This is a genomic window from Bacillus sp. FSL R5-0560, from assembly GCF_037966305.1.
Taxonomy (GTDB): Bacteria; Bacillota; Bacilli; order Bacillales; family Bacillaceae; genus Bacillus; species Bacillus mojavensis.
Genome location: NZ_CP150195.1, coordinates 1,503,229 through 1,517,984, shown reverse-complemented (window position 1 = coordinate 1,517,984; position 14,756 = coordinate 1,503,229). Strand labels below are relative to the sequence as shown.

At 43.1% G+C, this 14,756-nt stretch carries 15 protein-coding genes and 2 riboswitches; of the genes, 4 read left to right on the top strand and 11 right to left on the bottom strand.

All coding sequences use genetic code 11. The features are described from left to right. Positions 1–2: 2 nt before the first annotated feature. The 4 genes from NST56_RS07880 to NST56_RS07865 all read right to left on the bottom strand — a co-directional run bounded on the left by NST56_RS07880 (position 3) and on the right by NST56_RS07865 (position 3,931). On the bottom strand, positions 3–632 hold the full coding sequence (locus tag NST56_RS07880) for a methylthioribulose 1-phosphate dehydratase (RefSeq protein WP_339181197.1): 630 nt from the start codon (positions 630–632) through the stop codon (positions 3–5). Beyond that, positions 590–1,297, bottom strand: coding sequence for a 2-hydroxy-3-keto-5-methylthiopentenyl-1-phosphate phosphatase (gene mtnX, locus NST56_RS07875; RefSeq protein WP_268448687.1), 708 nt, complete (start codon positions 1,295–1,297; stop codon positions 590–592). Before mtnX ends, NST56_RS07880 begins: the two co-directional genes overlap by 43 nt. Next, positions 1,294–2,511 (bottom strand): 2,3-diketo-5-methylthiopentyl-1-phosphate enolase, encoded by a 1,218-nt coding sequence (gene mtnW, locus NST56_RS07870; protein WP_268448686.1) that lies wholly within the window; start codon positions 2,509–2,511, stop codon positions 1,294–1,296. Before mtnW ends, mtnX begins: the two co-directional genes overlap by 4 nt. An 84-nt stretch (positions 2,512–2,595) precedes the next feature. Then, a riboswitch (SAM riboswitch) is annotated at positions 2,596–2,696 on the bottom strand. A 38-nt stretch (positions 2,697–2,734) separates the two neighbouring features. Continuing rightward, a complete protein-coding gene (locus tag NST56_RS07865) occupies positions 2,735–3,931 on the bottom strand; it encodes a pyridoxal phosphate-dependent aminotransferase (protein WP_168747606.1) in 1,197 nt (398 codons plus the stop codon). Between the two features lie 93 nt (positions 3,932–4,024). Between NST56_RS07865 and NST56_RS07860 the strand changes: the two genes are divergently transcribed. The 3 genes from NST56_RS07860 to mtnA all read left to right on the top strand — a co-directional run bounded on the left by NST56_RS07860 (position 4,025) and on the right by mtnA (position 7,411). Further along, entirely contained in the window at positions 4,025–4,804 is a 780-nt protein-coding gene (locus NST56_RS07860) for a carbon-nitrogen family hydrolase (protein WP_010334000.1), read from the top strand. 83 nt (positions 4,805–4,887) lie between these two features. After that, positions 4,888–5,043: riboswitch (SAM riboswitch) on the top strand. A 105-nt stretch (positions 5,044–5,148) separates the two neighbouring features. After that, positions 5,149–6,342 carry an S-methyl-5-thioribose kinase gene (gene mtnK / locus NST56_RS07855; RefSeq protein ID WP_339181189.1) on the top strand — a complete coding sequence of 398 codons (1,194 nt, stop codon included), beginning with the start codon at positions 5,149–5,151 and terminating at the stop codon, positions 6,340–6,342. Positions 6,343–6,349: 7 nt separating this feature from the next. Next, the gene (gene mtnA / locus NST56_RS07850) at positions 6,350–7,411 is read left to right on the top strand and encodes an S-methyl-5-thioribose-1-phosphate isomerase (protein WP_326333551.1); all 1,062 of its coding nucleotides are present in this window, start codon (positions 6,350–6,352) and stop codon (positions 7,409–7,411) included. A gap of 35 nt (positions 7,412–7,446) precedes the next feature. Here the strand turns inward: mtnA and NST56_RS07845 are convergent, their stop codons facing one another. From NST56_RS07845 to NST56_RS07835, 3 genes are all read right to left on the bottom strand, one after another. Continuing rightward, a complete protein-coding gene (locus tag NST56_RS07845; RefSeq protein ID WP_010333997.1) occupies positions 7,447–7,572 on the bottom strand; it encodes a hypothetical protein in 126 nt (41 codons plus the stop codon). 89 nt (positions 7,573–7,661) lie between these two features. Further along, positions 7,662–8,159: a methylated-DNA--[protein]-cysteine S-methyltransferase gene (locus NST56_RS07840; RefSeq protein ID WP_339181185.1), complete on the bottom strand. Its 498-nt coding sequence runs from the start codon at positions 8,157–8,159 to the stop codon at positions 7,662–7,664. After that, positions 8,156–10,369, bottom strand: a complete 2,214-nt coding sequence (locus NST56_RS07835; RefSeq protein WP_339181182.1) for a PAS domain S-box protein — start codon at positions 10,367–10,369, stop codon at positions 8,156–8,158. The genes NST56_RS07840 and NST56_RS07835 overlap by 4 nt, the downstream gene beginning before the upstream one ends. Positions 10,370–10,622: 253 nt before the next feature. Here NST56_RS07835 and NST56_RS07830 point away from each other — a divergent pair, with 253 nt between their 5' ends. Then, the gene (locus NST56_RS07830) at positions 10,623–11,645 is read left to right on the top strand and encodes an acyltransferase family protein (RefSeq protein ID WP_010333994.1); all 1,023 of its coding nucleotides are present in this window, start codon (positions 10,623–10,625) and stop codon (positions 11,643–11,645) included. A 41-nt stretch (positions 11,646–11,686) separates the two neighbouring features. Here the strand turns inward: NST56_RS07830 and NST56_RS07825 are convergent, their stop codons facing one another. The 4 genes from NST56_RS07825 to htpX form a co-directional block, all read right to left on the bottom strand. Continuing rightward, positions 11,687–11,857, bottom strand: a complete 171-nt coding sequence (locus NST56_RS07825; protein WP_010333993.1) for a hypothetical protein — start codon at positions 11,855–11,857, stop codon at positions 11,687–11,689. A gap of 2 nt (positions 11,858–11,859) precedes the next feature. Beyond that, positions 11,860–12,015, bottom strand: coding sequence for a hypothetical protein (locus NST56_RS07820; RefSeq protein ID WP_010333992.1), 156 nt, complete (start codon positions 12,013–12,015; stop codon positions 11,860–11,862). Positions 12,016–12,170: 155 nt separating this feature from the next. Then, positions 12,171–13,520 (bottom strand): Ktr system potassium transporter KtrD, encoded by a 1,350-nt coding sequence (ktrD, locus tag NST56_RS07815; RefSeq protein WP_010333991.1) that lies wholly within the window; start codon positions 13,518–13,520, stop codon positions 12,171–12,173. Between the two features lie 173 nt (positions 13,521–13,693). Further along, positions 13,694–14,590 (bottom strand): protease HtpX, encoded by an 897-nt coding sequence (gene htpX, locus NST56_RS07810; protein ID WP_168747598.1) that lies wholly within the window; start codon positions 14,588–14,590, stop codon positions 13,694–13,696. Positions 14,591–14,756: the final 166 nt, after the last annotated feature.

Sequence of the window (14,756 nt, the reverse complement as noted above, 5' to 3'; positions counted from 1 at the left end):
TTTTATTTAACCAGCTGATGCTGGAGTGTTTTCAGTTTCAAATGATAGCTGAATAAAAATTCATATGCTTCAAGCACTCTTTTCGCTTCAAATGCTGTTCTTCCCCAAGCCGTAATGCCATGGTTCCGGATCAGGACAGCTCCTGAATCTCCAGTAACCTGATCCGCGAAAAGCGTTGCGAGAGTCGGAATATGAGCCGGATTTTCTATAATTGGAATGGACACTTCTGCATTCTCTTCCCACAGGCCAAACGCTTTTATAATTTCCTGTCCTTTAAAAGTGATTTGTTTTTGATCTCCATACAGCTCTGAGATGACGTTATTGTTTACCGTATGAATATGAAGGCAGCATCCGGCATTTGTTTTATTGTACAGGTGCGTATGCAAAAGCGTTTCCGCTGACGGTTTTAGATGATGTCCGCTTTCGGCAGGCTCTCCGTTCTGATCCACCAACAGGAAGTCTTCATCCGTTTCTTTTCGTTTATCTTTTCCGCTCGCCGTTACGAGAAATTGCAATGGCTCATCGGAAACCTTGATGGACAGGTTGCCGCTGGTCGCCGGAAACCAATCTCTTTCTGCCAATTCCCGTTTTACTTCGGCAAGCTCTCCCCAGCGCTCTTGTTTTGCAGCCATTTCTTTACCTCCGTTACGTCTTCAATTGCTTTCTTTATTTCATGAAAATCATGGTATGGCATATGATTCAGATGATGCTCCTTGCATTCATTTAATAAATAATCCCTTGCAAAGCAAAGATCAGACAGCTTTGCCGCCTCCACGTCGGTAACGGAGTCACCGATCATGATGATGTATTGATCCGGCTCAGAAAGCTCGTTAATAACAGTCGGTTTGCAGCACCCGCATTGATTTGTGCATGTGCCTTTGCAAGAATGAGGCCAATCAATATGAATGAATTCGTTCTCAAATGACGCACGGTTGCAATAAATATGATCTTTCTCAACAATTCCTTCAAGCAGCGGATAAACAAAAAAGTCCATCCCCCCGCTTACGACATAAAACGGGAGTTCATGCTCGTTAACAAATGCGACAAATTCCCGAAAGCCGTCCCTGATTTTTGCGTCTTCTATTACAAATCTCGTAATCTCCTCTTTTAAACTGCTCGGCAGAAGGCCGAACATCCGCCTGACGCCTTCTTGGATCGACATTGTTTTGGAGAGCACGCCGTCTTTTAACGCAGTCCACTCCGGCGGAGCGAATGTTTTCATAATGTTTATAATGTTGTCGTTCATCGTAATGGTTCCATCAAAATCACATATAATCAACGGTTTTTGAGACGTCATACGGCTTCAGCCTTTCCCCATTTATCAAGCGCAAGCTTCAAATCTTCGCATTGACCGGCTTTTTCTTCAATCGGCTGCGCCTCCAAAACCGCATCAATCATAGCTCTGAACGCTTTGCCCCCGCCTTGGGCGCCGTTTGGATGTCCGTGTATGCCTCCTCCGGCGTTAATAATATGATCAATGCCGAAATCACGCATTAAAAGCGGAACCATACCAGGGTGAATGCCAGCAGACGGAACGGCAAATGTCTGATTAAAGGCATCTTCTCTAACACATTCTTCATGAATCGCCAGCGCGTCTTCTCTCGGAAGCGCAACTGAACCGTATGGAGAAGGAAACAGACTGAAGTCAGCGCCGCAATATCGGTTTAATTTTCCGAGCAAAAGGGCATGGGAAAACCCATAAAACGGTGAGGACGTAAATGCCCCGCTGACTGCAGGGTGCGCCATAATGGGGATTGATACGTCCGGATCTTCCGCAAGGCTTTGCATGACGTCCAAACCGTAAGCGAAGACATTAAATAAAAGCGTATCCGCTCCCAATTCAGCGGCGCGTCTTGCTTTATCTTTAAGCTCAGCCGTTCTTCCAGTCAAATTCACTGCATACAGCGTTTTATGGCCGGTCTGCTCGTATGTTTCTTTCAAAATTTGTTTTCCCTCTGTAATTCTTGTTTCAAAAGGTGCTAAACCCGTCTCAAAGAAAATTTCATCGTCTTTGATTAAGTCAACCCCGCCCAGTGCCTGCTGCCTGAGCTGTTCTTTAATATCATTCAGGTCCCTTCCGATGACCCCTTTAAAAATGCTCATTAACAGCGGTCTTTCAAACTCTCCAAGCATCTTCCGGATGCCGTATACGCCAAACTTCGGTCCTGGAAGTGTACGCTTAAACGCTTCTGAAAATTCGAGATCTATTAATTTGATTTTTCCGTCCAGCGACAGCTTGCCAAACACAGTTGTCAGCAATGCCGGAATATCCTGTGAAAAATTCACCTCGGGATAAGCAATTGTGATGACCGCTTGTTTTCCTGATGCAAGATGTCCCTCTCTCTCCTCGACCTTCACAACCCGTCCCTTATGCTTTTGCATCTGCTCCTGCTTCACCAGAGGCAGATCAGTCCAAGAGCCCACCGTCAACCCTGTTGCGATTTGTTCTGCTTTTTTCACCGTGTCGGCTCCCGGATCGGTCAGGAGATATGTTGCTAATAATTCACTCATGCCAGAGCTCCTTTCATTTTTTCACCCATATAAAAAACCTCTTCAAACAGCAATGCGTCTAAAGAGGTTTCGTTTCTCGTCCGAATCTTATCTCTCAGCCGCCAGCTGCAAGAATTAGCACCGTGCTTTACAAGTCGGTTGCCGGGCTTCATCGGGCTCGTCCCTCTGCCTGCTCTTGATAAGAAAATATAGATTTTATAAATTATTTTGAATTATCCCACCGTTAAAGAATCTTGTCAATGCTTTTTTGGGTAAACAGGTTCAGTTTGCCAATTCGGTAAGCTGCTTCTTTGAGCCTAGCTTCACTCGTTAAGAGCCCCACTCTGACATACCCTTCTCCATATTCACCAAAACCGTTTCCAGCTGCCACCGCCACATTCGCTTTTTCAAGCAAGAGATCTGAGAATTGCTCAGAGCTATAGCCTTCAGGCACCGGCAGCCACGCAAAAAATGAACCCGACGGTGCTGTTACATCCCAGCCGATTTCCCGGCATGCTGCTATCCAAGTGTTGCGCCTGCTTTCATATCGGGCATTTTGCTCCGCTACGCAAGTCTGCTCAGATAAGAGTGCCGTCTCAGCAGCCTGCTGGGTTGCTCTGAAAAGACTGACAAACATATGGTCTTGATAAAGATTGATCGCTTCTATGACCGAGGCGTTTCCAACTGCAAAACCGACCCGCCAGCCCGCCATATTATATGTTTTGGACAGTGTGTAAATTTCAATTCCGATATCCTTAGCGCCTTCAGTCTGCAAAAAACTTAAAGGCTTGTGTCCGTCAAAGCCCACTGCCCCGTAAGCAAAATCATGGATCACACAGATTTCGTTTTCTTTCGCAAAACTCACCGTTTCTTCAAAAAAATCGGCGGTAGCGACGGCTCCAGTCGGATTATTCGGATAATTCAAGTACATCAATTTCGCTTGTTCTCTTATGTCAGCGGGAATGCTTGCGTATTCAGGAAGAAACGCTTTCTCCTTAGTGAGCGGCATCATTTCCATTTTCGCTTTCGCAAGCGTGACACCGGACCAATAATCCGGATAACCGGGATCAGGAACCAAAATCGTATCCCCAGGATTTAGCAGGCATTGCGGCAGCTCGACAAGACCGGCTTTCCCGCCGAATAATACGGCTACTTCAGTTTCCGGATCAAGCTGAACGCCGTATTCTCTGTTATAAAATGCCGCCGCTGCTGATTTTAGACTGTGCGAACCTCGGAATGACGAGTATTTATGATTTTCGGGCTGAGCAACGGCTCGCTTCATTTCCTCCACGATATGCTCGGGCGTTGGCTGATCGGGATTCCCCTGCCCCAAATTAATGACATCATGTCCTTCTTTCAGCTTTCGATTCACTTTCTGCACTAGAGAAGCAAAGAATTGTTTAGGCAGTTCCTGCAGCACTTGAGAATGTTCAAATTTCATCTGTTTTCACCTTCTAAAAAAGTCTTGAAATGATAGTCCAGTATCATATATGGTTAAATGAAAAAAGTAAAGAAAAATATGGGGTGTTAAAAAATGAAATGGACCATATCTTGTCTTCAATTTGATATTTCATACGGAAAACCTTCTGAAAATATAAAAAAGGCTGAATATTTAATCGAAAAAGAGAGTAAACATGCTGATGTTCTTGTTCTCCCTGAATTATGGACGACCGGTTACGACCTTGCCAATCTTGATCAGCTTGCTGATGAAGACGGGCACACTGCTCAAAGCTGGCTGCAAAGAACCGCAAAAAAACACGGGGTTCATATTATCGCAGGATCTGTTGCTGTCAGAAAGGGTTCTGATGTTTATAATACAATGTTCATCGCAGATAAGGAAGGACGAATCATTAAAGAGTACAGCAAAGCCCATCTTTTTCAGCTGATGGATGAGCATGTATATTTATCAGCCGGTTCCGAGGACGGATACTTCGAGCTTGATGGCGTCAAAAGTTCAGGGTTGATCTGTTATGATATCCGTTTTCCGGAATGGATCAGAAAACATACGACAAAAGGCGCTAACGTGCTGTTCATTTCTGCGGAATGGCCTCTGCCCCGCCTTGATCATTGGAAAAGCCTGCTTATTGCGCGGGCCATTGAAAATCAATGCTTTGTCGCTGCCTGCAATTGCACAGGAGCTAATCCCGATAATGAATTCGCCGGGCACAGCCTGATTATTGACCCTTGGGGACGTATTTTGGCAGAGGGCGGCCGAGAAGAAGGCATTGTCAGAGCGGAAATTGACCTCCAAGAAAGCGTTGAGGTACGGGGGAAAATCCCTGTTTTCGATGATATTAGAAAAGATTTATATTAAAAAATATATTGACAATTAAAACACTCACCTGTTACTATGTTCATCAACTGATAAATTAGAATTGTTTAACAAGTGAATATATTCTCTTATCGAGAGTTGGGCGAGGGATTGGCCTTTTGACCCCAACAGCAACCGACCGTAATTCCATTGTGAAATGGGGCGCATCTTCATGGCGCCAGAGACTGTGGTCTCGTAAGGCACGGTGCTAATTCCATCAGATCTGATCTGAGAGATAAGAGAGGCGGGACATAATTGTTAAGCCTCCTTCTCTCTGAGAAGGAGGCTTTTTTACGGCCATTCTGCGGCACACATATCAAGATGTTACATAATTGGAGGGAATGACGATGGCAGTCACAAAAACACCTTTATACGAAACGTTAAATGAAAGCTCAGCTGTCGCCCTGGCGGTAAAACTCGGCTTGTTTCAAAGCAAAAGCACGCTGACATGCCAGGAAATCGGCGATGGAAATTTAAACTACGTCTTTCATATTTATGACCAAGAAAATGACAGGGCTTTGATCATTAAACAGGCGGTTCCTTATGCAAAAGTTGTCGGGGAAAGCTGGCCTCTGACAATCGATCGGGCAAGAATTGAAAGCAGCGCACTGATTCGTCAGGGTGAGCACGTCCCTCACCTCGTACCGAGAGTTTACTATTCAGATACCGCATTGGCGGTCACGGTCATGGAGGACCTTTCACATCTGAAGATCGCTAGAAAAGGACTTCTCGAAGGCGAAAATTATCCAAACCTGTCACGCGACGTTGGAGAATTTTTAGGAAAAACGCTTTTTTACTCCTCTGATTACGCACTTGAGCCTAAGGTGAAAAAACAGCTTGTTAAACAGTTTACAAATCCTGAGCTCTGCGATATTACCGAAAGGCTTGTATTTACAGATCCTTTCTTTGATCATGATACAAATGAATTTGAGGAAGAGCTTCGTCCATATGTTGAAAAGCTTTGGAAAAATGACAAGGTCAAAGTTGAAGCCGCTAAGCTGAAAAAGTCATTTTTAACATCTGCCGAAACCCTGATTCATGGCGATCTGCATACAGGAAGCATTTTTGCCAGCGAGCTTGAGACAAAGGTGATTGATCCTGAATTCGCTTTTTACGGACCAATTGGTTTTGATGTAGGCCAATTTATCGCCAACTTATTGTTAAATGCACTCAGCCGTGACGGTGCTGATCGAGATCCGTTATATGAACATGTAAAACAAGTTTGGAACACGTTTCAAACAACATTCAGTGAAGCCTGGGAGAAACACAGCCTCGATGTGTATGCCAAAATCGAAGGTTATCTCGCTGATACACTCAGCCATATTTTTGAAGAGGCAATTGGGTTTGCCGGCTGCGAACTGATACGCCGCACCATCGGCCTTGCCCATGTCGCAGATCTGGATACGATTGTACCGTTTGATAAACGAATCGAAAGAAAACGGCTGGCGTTGGAAACCGGTGCTGGCTTTATTGAAAAACGTTCACAATTAAAAACCATTACAGATGTTATTGAATTATTTAAGTTACTTGTAAAGGAATGATTCAACCATGACCAATTCATTTGCTGTTCCGCGTTCTGTTGAATGGAAAGAAACAGCCATTAAGATTTTAAATCAGCAAAAGCTTCCTGATGTCACGGAATATTTGGAGCTGACAACGAAAGAAGAAGTATTTGACGCGATTGTCTCACTAAAAGTGAGAGGAGCCCCGGCGATCGGCATTACGGCAGCATTTGGGCTCGCGCTGGCGGCAAAAGACATTGAAACTGATAATGTGGCGGATTTCCGCCGCGAATTGGATAATATCAAAAATGATTTGAACAGTTCAAGGCCGACCGCGATTAATTTATCATGGGCGCTCGAAAGACTGAGCCAATCAATTCAAAACGCCATTTCTGTAAATGAAGCAAAAACCAACCTTGTACATGAAGCGATTCAGATTCAAGTCGAGGATGAAGAAACGTGCCGGATGATCGGCCAAAACGCGCTTCAGCTTTTCAAAAAAGGCGACCGGATTATGACAATCTGCAATGCCGGTTCTATCGCGACAAGCCGCTATGGAACCGCACTTGCCCCGTTTTATTTGGCCAAACAAAAGGATTTGGGGCTTCATATTTATGCTTGTGAAACCAGACCGGTTCTTCAAGGTTCACGGCTTACTGCTTGGGAGCTGATGCAGGGCGGTATTGACGTCACTCTGATTACGGACAGTATGGCAGCCCATACGATGAAAGAAAAACAAATTTCTGCCGTCATCGTCGGCGCTGACCGAATTGCAAGGAACGGAGATACTGCGAATAAAATTGGCACTTACGGTCTTGCTATTTTAGCAAACGCCTTCGATATTCCGTTTTTTGTAGCAGCACCTTTATCTACTTTTGATACAAAAGTAAAAAGCGGGGCTGATATCCCGATAGAGGAACGGGATCCTGATGAAGTCAGGAACATTTCCGGCGTCCGGACCGCTCCGGCTGAAGTGCCTGTCTTTAATCCTGCTTTTGATATTACACCTCGCCATCTTATTTCTGGGATCATTACTGAAAAAGGGATTATGACTGGTTCCTATGAAGAAGAAATTGAAAAGCTGTTCACAGGCGAAAAGGTTCATTAAAAAACCGCTGAAGACTTTGCTCATAAAGGGCCGAGTCAGCGGTTTTTTTGTTTACTCATATTCATATTGATCATTTCATCTTTTTGAGCGCTGGATAAGATATGCAGTTTCACAAGCAGTTCGGCAAAAACGGCAATTTTCTCAGAGCGGCTCGGCTTCAATTGCTTTGTCCTCCTCTTTCATCAGACCAACTTTTTTAACTTAGTAAAATTATATGTCGGCAGCGAAAAAAGGGAACGTGCCATATGTTTTATTTTTCTTTGTAGGAGATTTGCTCGATGCTAAGCAAATAAGATTTGATGTCAGTTTTGCTTCCGGCATACCCTGTTAACGTGCTGTTTTTGCCAATCACTCTGTGGCATGGGACAAATATCGGCAGGTCATTTCGTTTATTTGCCTGTCCGACAGCACGTACCGCTTTCGGACTGCCTACCGCAACGGCGATATCAGCATAGCTTCGTGATTCTCCATATGGAATCATGGCAAGCGCCTCCCATACTTTTTGCTGAAAAGGCGTGCCCTTTTGGCTCAATGGCAGTGAGAATGTCCTTCTTTCCCCTGCAAAATATTCGTGAAGCTGCTTTTTCGCTTCTGCCAGAAAAGCAGTCTCTAACTGCTCCGCACCCTCAACAGATTCTTTCCACTCGATCAAATCTTCCTTACTGAGAAAGAGACGGGTGATGCGGCCTTCTTCCTCGACAATCGCGAGGTTCCCGAGCGGCGTTTCCGCTGTCGTATAGTAATTCATTCGTCTAGCCTTCTTTCTTCAAAATTCTGCCGGACGGGCAGTGTAAGATGGAAAACAGTTCCCTTTCCTTCTTCACTTTCCACCATTATTTTGCCTTGATGTTCTTCAATAATTTTATAGCTTACCATGAGCCCGAGTCCAGTTCCCCGTTCCTTTGTTGTATAAAACGGTTCTCCGAGACGCTTTAATTTATCCTCTGTGATTCCGACTCCTTCGTCTTTTAAAGATATTAAAATATGATGTTGATCAGCTTTTTTGATTGTCACATAAATATTGCCGCCGTCAGGCATGACTTCGATGGCATTCTTTAATATATTGATAAAAACCTGTTTCAGCTGATTCGGTTCACAGTATATCGGCGGAATGTCGCCGACTAAATCCAGATGCATTTGTACGTTGCTGAGATTGGCTTGCGCGTTAAGAAGGTCTAATGTGTCTTTCATAATTTGTGTCACATGTTTCTCCTCATACATGATAGCCTGGGGCTTGGCTAAAATTAAAAACTCTGTGATGATGGATTCGATGCGCTTTAATTCTGAGGTGATGACGTTGAAGTAAAGAGAATAGTCTCCCTCCACACTTCCTTTCAGGAGCTGAATGAAGCCTTTAAGGGCTGTCATTGGATTTCTGATTTCGTGAGCGATGCCGGCAGCGAGTTCTCCAACCACATGGAGGGTATCAGATTTGCGAAGGCGCTCTTCCAGTTCTTTTCGCTCTGTGACATCTTTAAAGATAGCCAGGTTCATATTTTGAATAATATTTCGTTTAAATGAAAATTCTAGTTTTCTATTATCATTGCTGCTAAGCAAGAATGGAATTTCATTATCCATTTCATCGAAATTAATCTGCCTTGCCGGTGATGCCAGATTTTCTATTTCATAGGAAGATATAATATCAAGCAGGCTGTGTCTTTTTAGCTCTTCATGCGGCAGGCCCAAAATATCGCTCGCTAACGGGTTGGCGTCGATGATTCGGTACTGATTGTCGAATAATACGTTGCCGTCCATTGAACCGTTGAACACTTTTCTGAATTTGAGCTCGCTTTCCCGAAGCTCCTTTTCCATCCGCTTTCGGTCACTGACATTTCTTAGAATTGTTAAGTGCTGGTTTTCAAGGATTGTCCGCTTTGAAGTAAATTCAAGCTCTTTGAACTGCCCGTTTCCCATTTGAAACAGCATCTCTTCTCTGATCTCACCGTATTTTGCATATTTTCTCTTCGTCATGCTGTATTTCTTCGAGTCCACGAGAAAATCACACAGCTTTCTTTTTAACAGCAAATTCATCGGCAGCTCAAAAATTTTACAGGCTGACTGATTGGCCTTAACGATTCTTCCGTCATTCGACCAGATGATAATGGCATCCATGGCGTTTTCAAAAATTTCTCTGAAGCGCTCCTCACTTTTAAATAGCTGGAGCTCCATGGATCTCTTCTCAGTGATATCCCGCATAATCGACATATAAAAACCGCTGATGATGTTAGACGTAATCGTAAATTCAAACAGCTTCTGATCTCCTGAACGAAGCCTGACAGGCAGCTCGCCCTTTGCTTTTCCCTTTCGATAGAGCGTGTGCCAAATGTTATCGAAATCTTTTCGTGAGCCGCTGTCTATAAATTGATACAGCGACAAATGTGACAGCTCATTCTGATCGATTTCAAAGCTTTTGCAAAAGGACAGATTGGCATCAATAAAGCCGCCGTCTTTATCAAATAGAACGATTCCGTCGACAGCTCTGTCAAACAAGTCCTTAAAAAGCTGTTCATTCATGGAAAATTCCCGCTCCAAAATTTTCTTTGAAGAAATATCTCTCATAACGACAAAAAAGAAATCTTCACCAATCCCTCTTTTGGCAAGAAACTCAATGTATTTTGTCGCTCCGCTGTCCAGCCGGATTGGAACCTCCTTCCACAGAAAACCTTTCTTAAAAAACTTCTTTACGGAAAGGTCCAGCTCATCCTTTGGAATAGAAAACAAAAAATCAATAACGGAACGCTCTTTCAAACCTTCCGCATCCACTTGAAGCATCCTCGCTGTTGCTTCATTTGCCTGCACGATTTTCATTTCATTATTACATATAAAAATAGCATCGAGCGTATTGTTCACAATCACTTGATGCTGATGTAATTCCTTTTTCAGCCGATCATTTTCTTGTTTGAGGCGCTTCAGTTCCTCTTTCAGACCTGAATTTGTCTCGACATCGAGAGTTTCCATGCGTAAACACTCCTTCTTCAAAACCTATCCCTCAATATTTCTACAAATTGCATGAACTTCCTTCATTCGCCCTATACATTTCAGAAAATTTCAGCGTCATTACATAAAGAAGACATTTTCAACGATCCTTACCGTCACTTTACATCGTCCTAACAATCAGCCATTTTTTCAAATCCTTTTTGATCTTTTATTTTAAAATAAATACCAACAGGGAATAATCTTTTAGTGACTGATTTAAAGAGAAGGTGATGCTATGAATAAATCGCGAGACAGTTATTTTGACAATGCAAAATTTTTATTGATATTCCTTGTTGTATTCGGTCATATTCTTCGATCTTTTATTCATGATAACAATTTTATGCTCTACCTCTACAAGTTCATTTACACGTTCCACATGCCTGCCTTTATTCTTGTATCCGGTTATTTCGCCAAAGGTTTTAAACGTGCCGGATATGTGAAAAAGCTGGCGGTTAAGCTGATTATTCCATATTTGATTTTCCAAAGCATCTATTCCGTCTTTTATTACATTATTCAAGACGAAAGCATGACAAATATGAATCCGATTGATCCGCAATGGTCATTATGGTTTCTGGTAAGCTTATTTTTCTGGAATATCCTGCTCTATCCTTTTTCAAAGCTTTCTAAGCAGTGGGCGCTGTTTGTCAGCTGCGGAATCGCGGTGTTGATCGGCTATCTCGACTTTGTCAGCAGCACACTGAGCCTCTCCCGGACATTTGTATTCTTGCCGATGTTCCTTGTAGGGTTTTATTTGAATAAACATCACTTTGATTTACTGAGATCAAAACGAGGCAAACAGATTGCGCTCGGTGTGCTCGCTGCTGTATTTGTCATCTGTTGGGGGGTCGACTTTGACTATTCATGGCTGTTCGGCTCTAAGCCGTACTCATCATTTGGCGATGTCACCTTGGCAAGCGGTCTTTCCCGGATCAGCTGGTATGTACTTGCCTTTGCGGCAACCTTCAGCTTTTTAGCGCTTGTTCCGCAAAAACGCTATTTCTTTACAAAGTGGGGAACAAGGACATTTTACGTATACCTGCTCCACGGGTTTATCATTAAAACACTCCGGCAGGTCGGGCTTGAGGATGGACTCACCGACTATCAAAACTTAGTCATCCTGCTGCTCTTAACTGCTGCCCTTACCTCCATTCTCTCAAGCAATTTTGTCAAAACGGTTGCTCAGCCGTTCATTGAACTGAGAATGACAGGCTTGCTGCAGCTAGTCAGAGGAAACAGCAAAAATGCCTATTTAAAATAGAAAATCACCTCTTAAGCGGCATTCCGCCTAAGAGGTGTTTTTTATTTTTGCTTTTTCTCTTTTTTCTTTTTCGGCTTTGTTATTTCAAGAGTTTCAATGATTTTCCCGGCGTTGTAATCCCCGAGCTCACTTGAGAATTCTTCCTCAAGCACCTTCTTATTCATCGGCTTTTTATGATTTTGCATATCTTTGCTATGCTGGTTCTTTTTCATGATCACGCGCCTCCTTGCTGACCTTGTTTGGAATTGCGATTGGCCCCACGGAAATTCGGGTCGTCGTGATATTGAGTCTTATATGCATTTCTGTCCATACTCTCAGTCGGTGTATTGTTGTTTTTTATGGCTTCATTGACCTCAGCTTTACGTTTCACAGAAATCCTCCTCGCCAGTTTTTCAAATTTTTATTTCGCTTGAAAATGCAAGACCAGCTAATCAACTGCAGCTGTTTATGTTAGGATCTCCAACTGGTGCCGGGTCACACATCTTTTTTTTGGCAATAAAAAACACCGCCAGATGCGGTGTTTAATTATCCAATAATGACTCTTTCCTTCGGATAATGGTAATTTGCTTCAATTTCTTTTCTTCCGATCAGATAAAGGAAGGTCAATATTCCGATCCGTCCGATAAACATGACGATCATAATGACACATTTTCCTACGTTGCTCAAATCAGCTGTAATGCCGAGGGACAGACCGGTCGTTCCAAAGGCCGAACATACCTCAAACAAGAGCTCCAGCAGAGAATGCTTCTCTGTTATCGTAAGGATCAGTGTCGCTCCAAAAACGAGCAAAATCGCCATCATTGTGACAACAAGAGACTTCATCAAATCTGCTGGGTGCAGCTCCCGTTTGAATACTTTTACCGCTTTATTGCCGCGGGCAAAATGAAACAGCGCAAGCAGGTTCAAAGCAAACGTTGTTGTCCTTATGCCTCCTCCGACTGAGCTTGGTGAGGCACCGATAAACATCAGCGCACACATAAAAAACAGCGTGGGATCCGACAGCTGGCTGATATCAATTGTTGCAAGCCCTCCGCTTCGGGTAGCTGTTGATTGAAACAAAGAGAGAAACAAAATATCGTGCCAAGCCTTTCCCGCAAACGAGTGGCTTGCTTCCAGCGCATAGATGCCGATGGCGCCAAACACTACGAGTGAGCCAAACATAATCGTCGTGATTTTTGTAAAAAGCGTAAACGGATATCTCCGATGCTTTGAAAACAAGAAGTCCTTTACTTCGACAAGCACCGGAAAGCCAATCGCTCCGAATATGATCAAAAGCATCGTAATAAACTGCACAAAATAATCATGGCGGAACGGAACCATAGAATTTCCTGTTATATCAAACCCGCCATTTGTGGTTGCACTGACACTTGCAAAAAACCCGTGTAAATAAGCTTCTTGAAAGGAATCATAGTAGGTTAGAAAATAAGTGCCAAGTATGATTCCTCCAAAAAATTCAATCCACAATATAAGGAAAAGAACCTGTTTCATTAAATTGACAATTCCTGAAAACTGGGATTGATTTTGGTCTACCATAATCAATTTCCGTTCTTTAAGGCCTATTCTTTTTCCCATGATCAGCCAAATAAATGTGCCGAGCGTCATAATACCGATTCCGCCAAATTGCAGAACAAATGCCAAAATAAAAATGCCTGTAGTGCTGAATGTATCAGCTGTATCAACAACCGTCAGCCCCGTGACGCTGACTGAACTGACAGCCGTAAAAAGTGCGTCAATAAAAGTCCAATCCGCTCCCTGCTTATGGGCAGCAGGCAGACTCAGCAATATCAGGGCCACAGTTACTGCGAGAAAATAATATAATGCAATCAGCTGGGCCGGAGATAATGCCTGTATCAATTTTCCAAGCTTTAATCTCATGTGAAATCCTTCTGCCTCTCCATTTAAAGTACGGTAATTATTCTAAAGATATTAGTTCCATTTTTAAAGGCTTTTGCGAAACATTTTCTTAACTTGCATATTTTTTTATTATTTTAGTCAAAGTGAAACAGAAAAAAAACCTCTGAGGGTTCTCAGAGGAAGGATGTTTGATTTTATTTAGCTTCTAACCGTCTGATTCTTTCATCTAAATCAGGGTGAGTAGAGAAAAGCGATGAACGTTTCTTGCCATTAATCTTTAGCGTTTGGACAGCTGTCTGATCTTCTTCCATGATGCGGGAAGAATAGCTCTTAAGCGTTCGAAGAGCATGAATCATCTTATCCTTGCCGGCAAGATCAGCTCCTCCCCGGTCAGCATGGAATTCACGGTGGCGTGAATACGCAAAAACAACGAGGCTTCCGAGAATGGAAAAGACAATCTGAAACACAATCATTGCGATAAAATGAACAATCGGCGCAAGATCTTCCTTAACAAAGCGGCTCGCGATCCATGCAGCGATACGTGATAAAAAGACGACAAAGGTATTCACAATACCTTGTAAAAGCGTCATTGTCACCATATCACCATTTGCAATATGCGCGACCTCATGGGCAAGCACGCCTTCAACCGCAGCGTCATCCATTTGGTCAAGCAGACCTGACGACACAGCGACAAGAGAGCGGCGTTTTGAAGGGCCAGTCGCAAACGCGTTCACTTCGGATGAGCGGTAAATTCCGACCTCCGGCATCTTCGTTAAGCCGGCAGAGCGGCTTAATTTATAAACACGGTCAACCAATTGCTGCTCTTCATAGCTAAGTGTATGTTTTTCCGGATTCAGCACTCTGACACCCATCATTGTTTTTGCCATCCATCTAGACATCGCAAGAGATGTAAAGGAACCGACAAAACCGACGACTAAACTGAATACAAGAAGAGCAATAGGATCTATACCGCCATCAGCTGTAAAGTACGTCCCAACTCCAGTGACAGAGCTTATGACAGATAAAACAATTCCGATTGTTGTAAGCACCAAAATATTCGTTAAAATAAACAGAAAAATTCTTTTCGCCATAATAACCTCCGTTATTTTTAAGATCAAAAGAACTTGTATATTTAAATTATAAAACATCTGTTTGAAAATGCAAGGATTTAGACGTATGATGTTAATGTATTGCTGACGCTTTAATAGTGCATTTATACATAAAGATTATATCCGCGTCAAATTGTCTTGAAGAGGT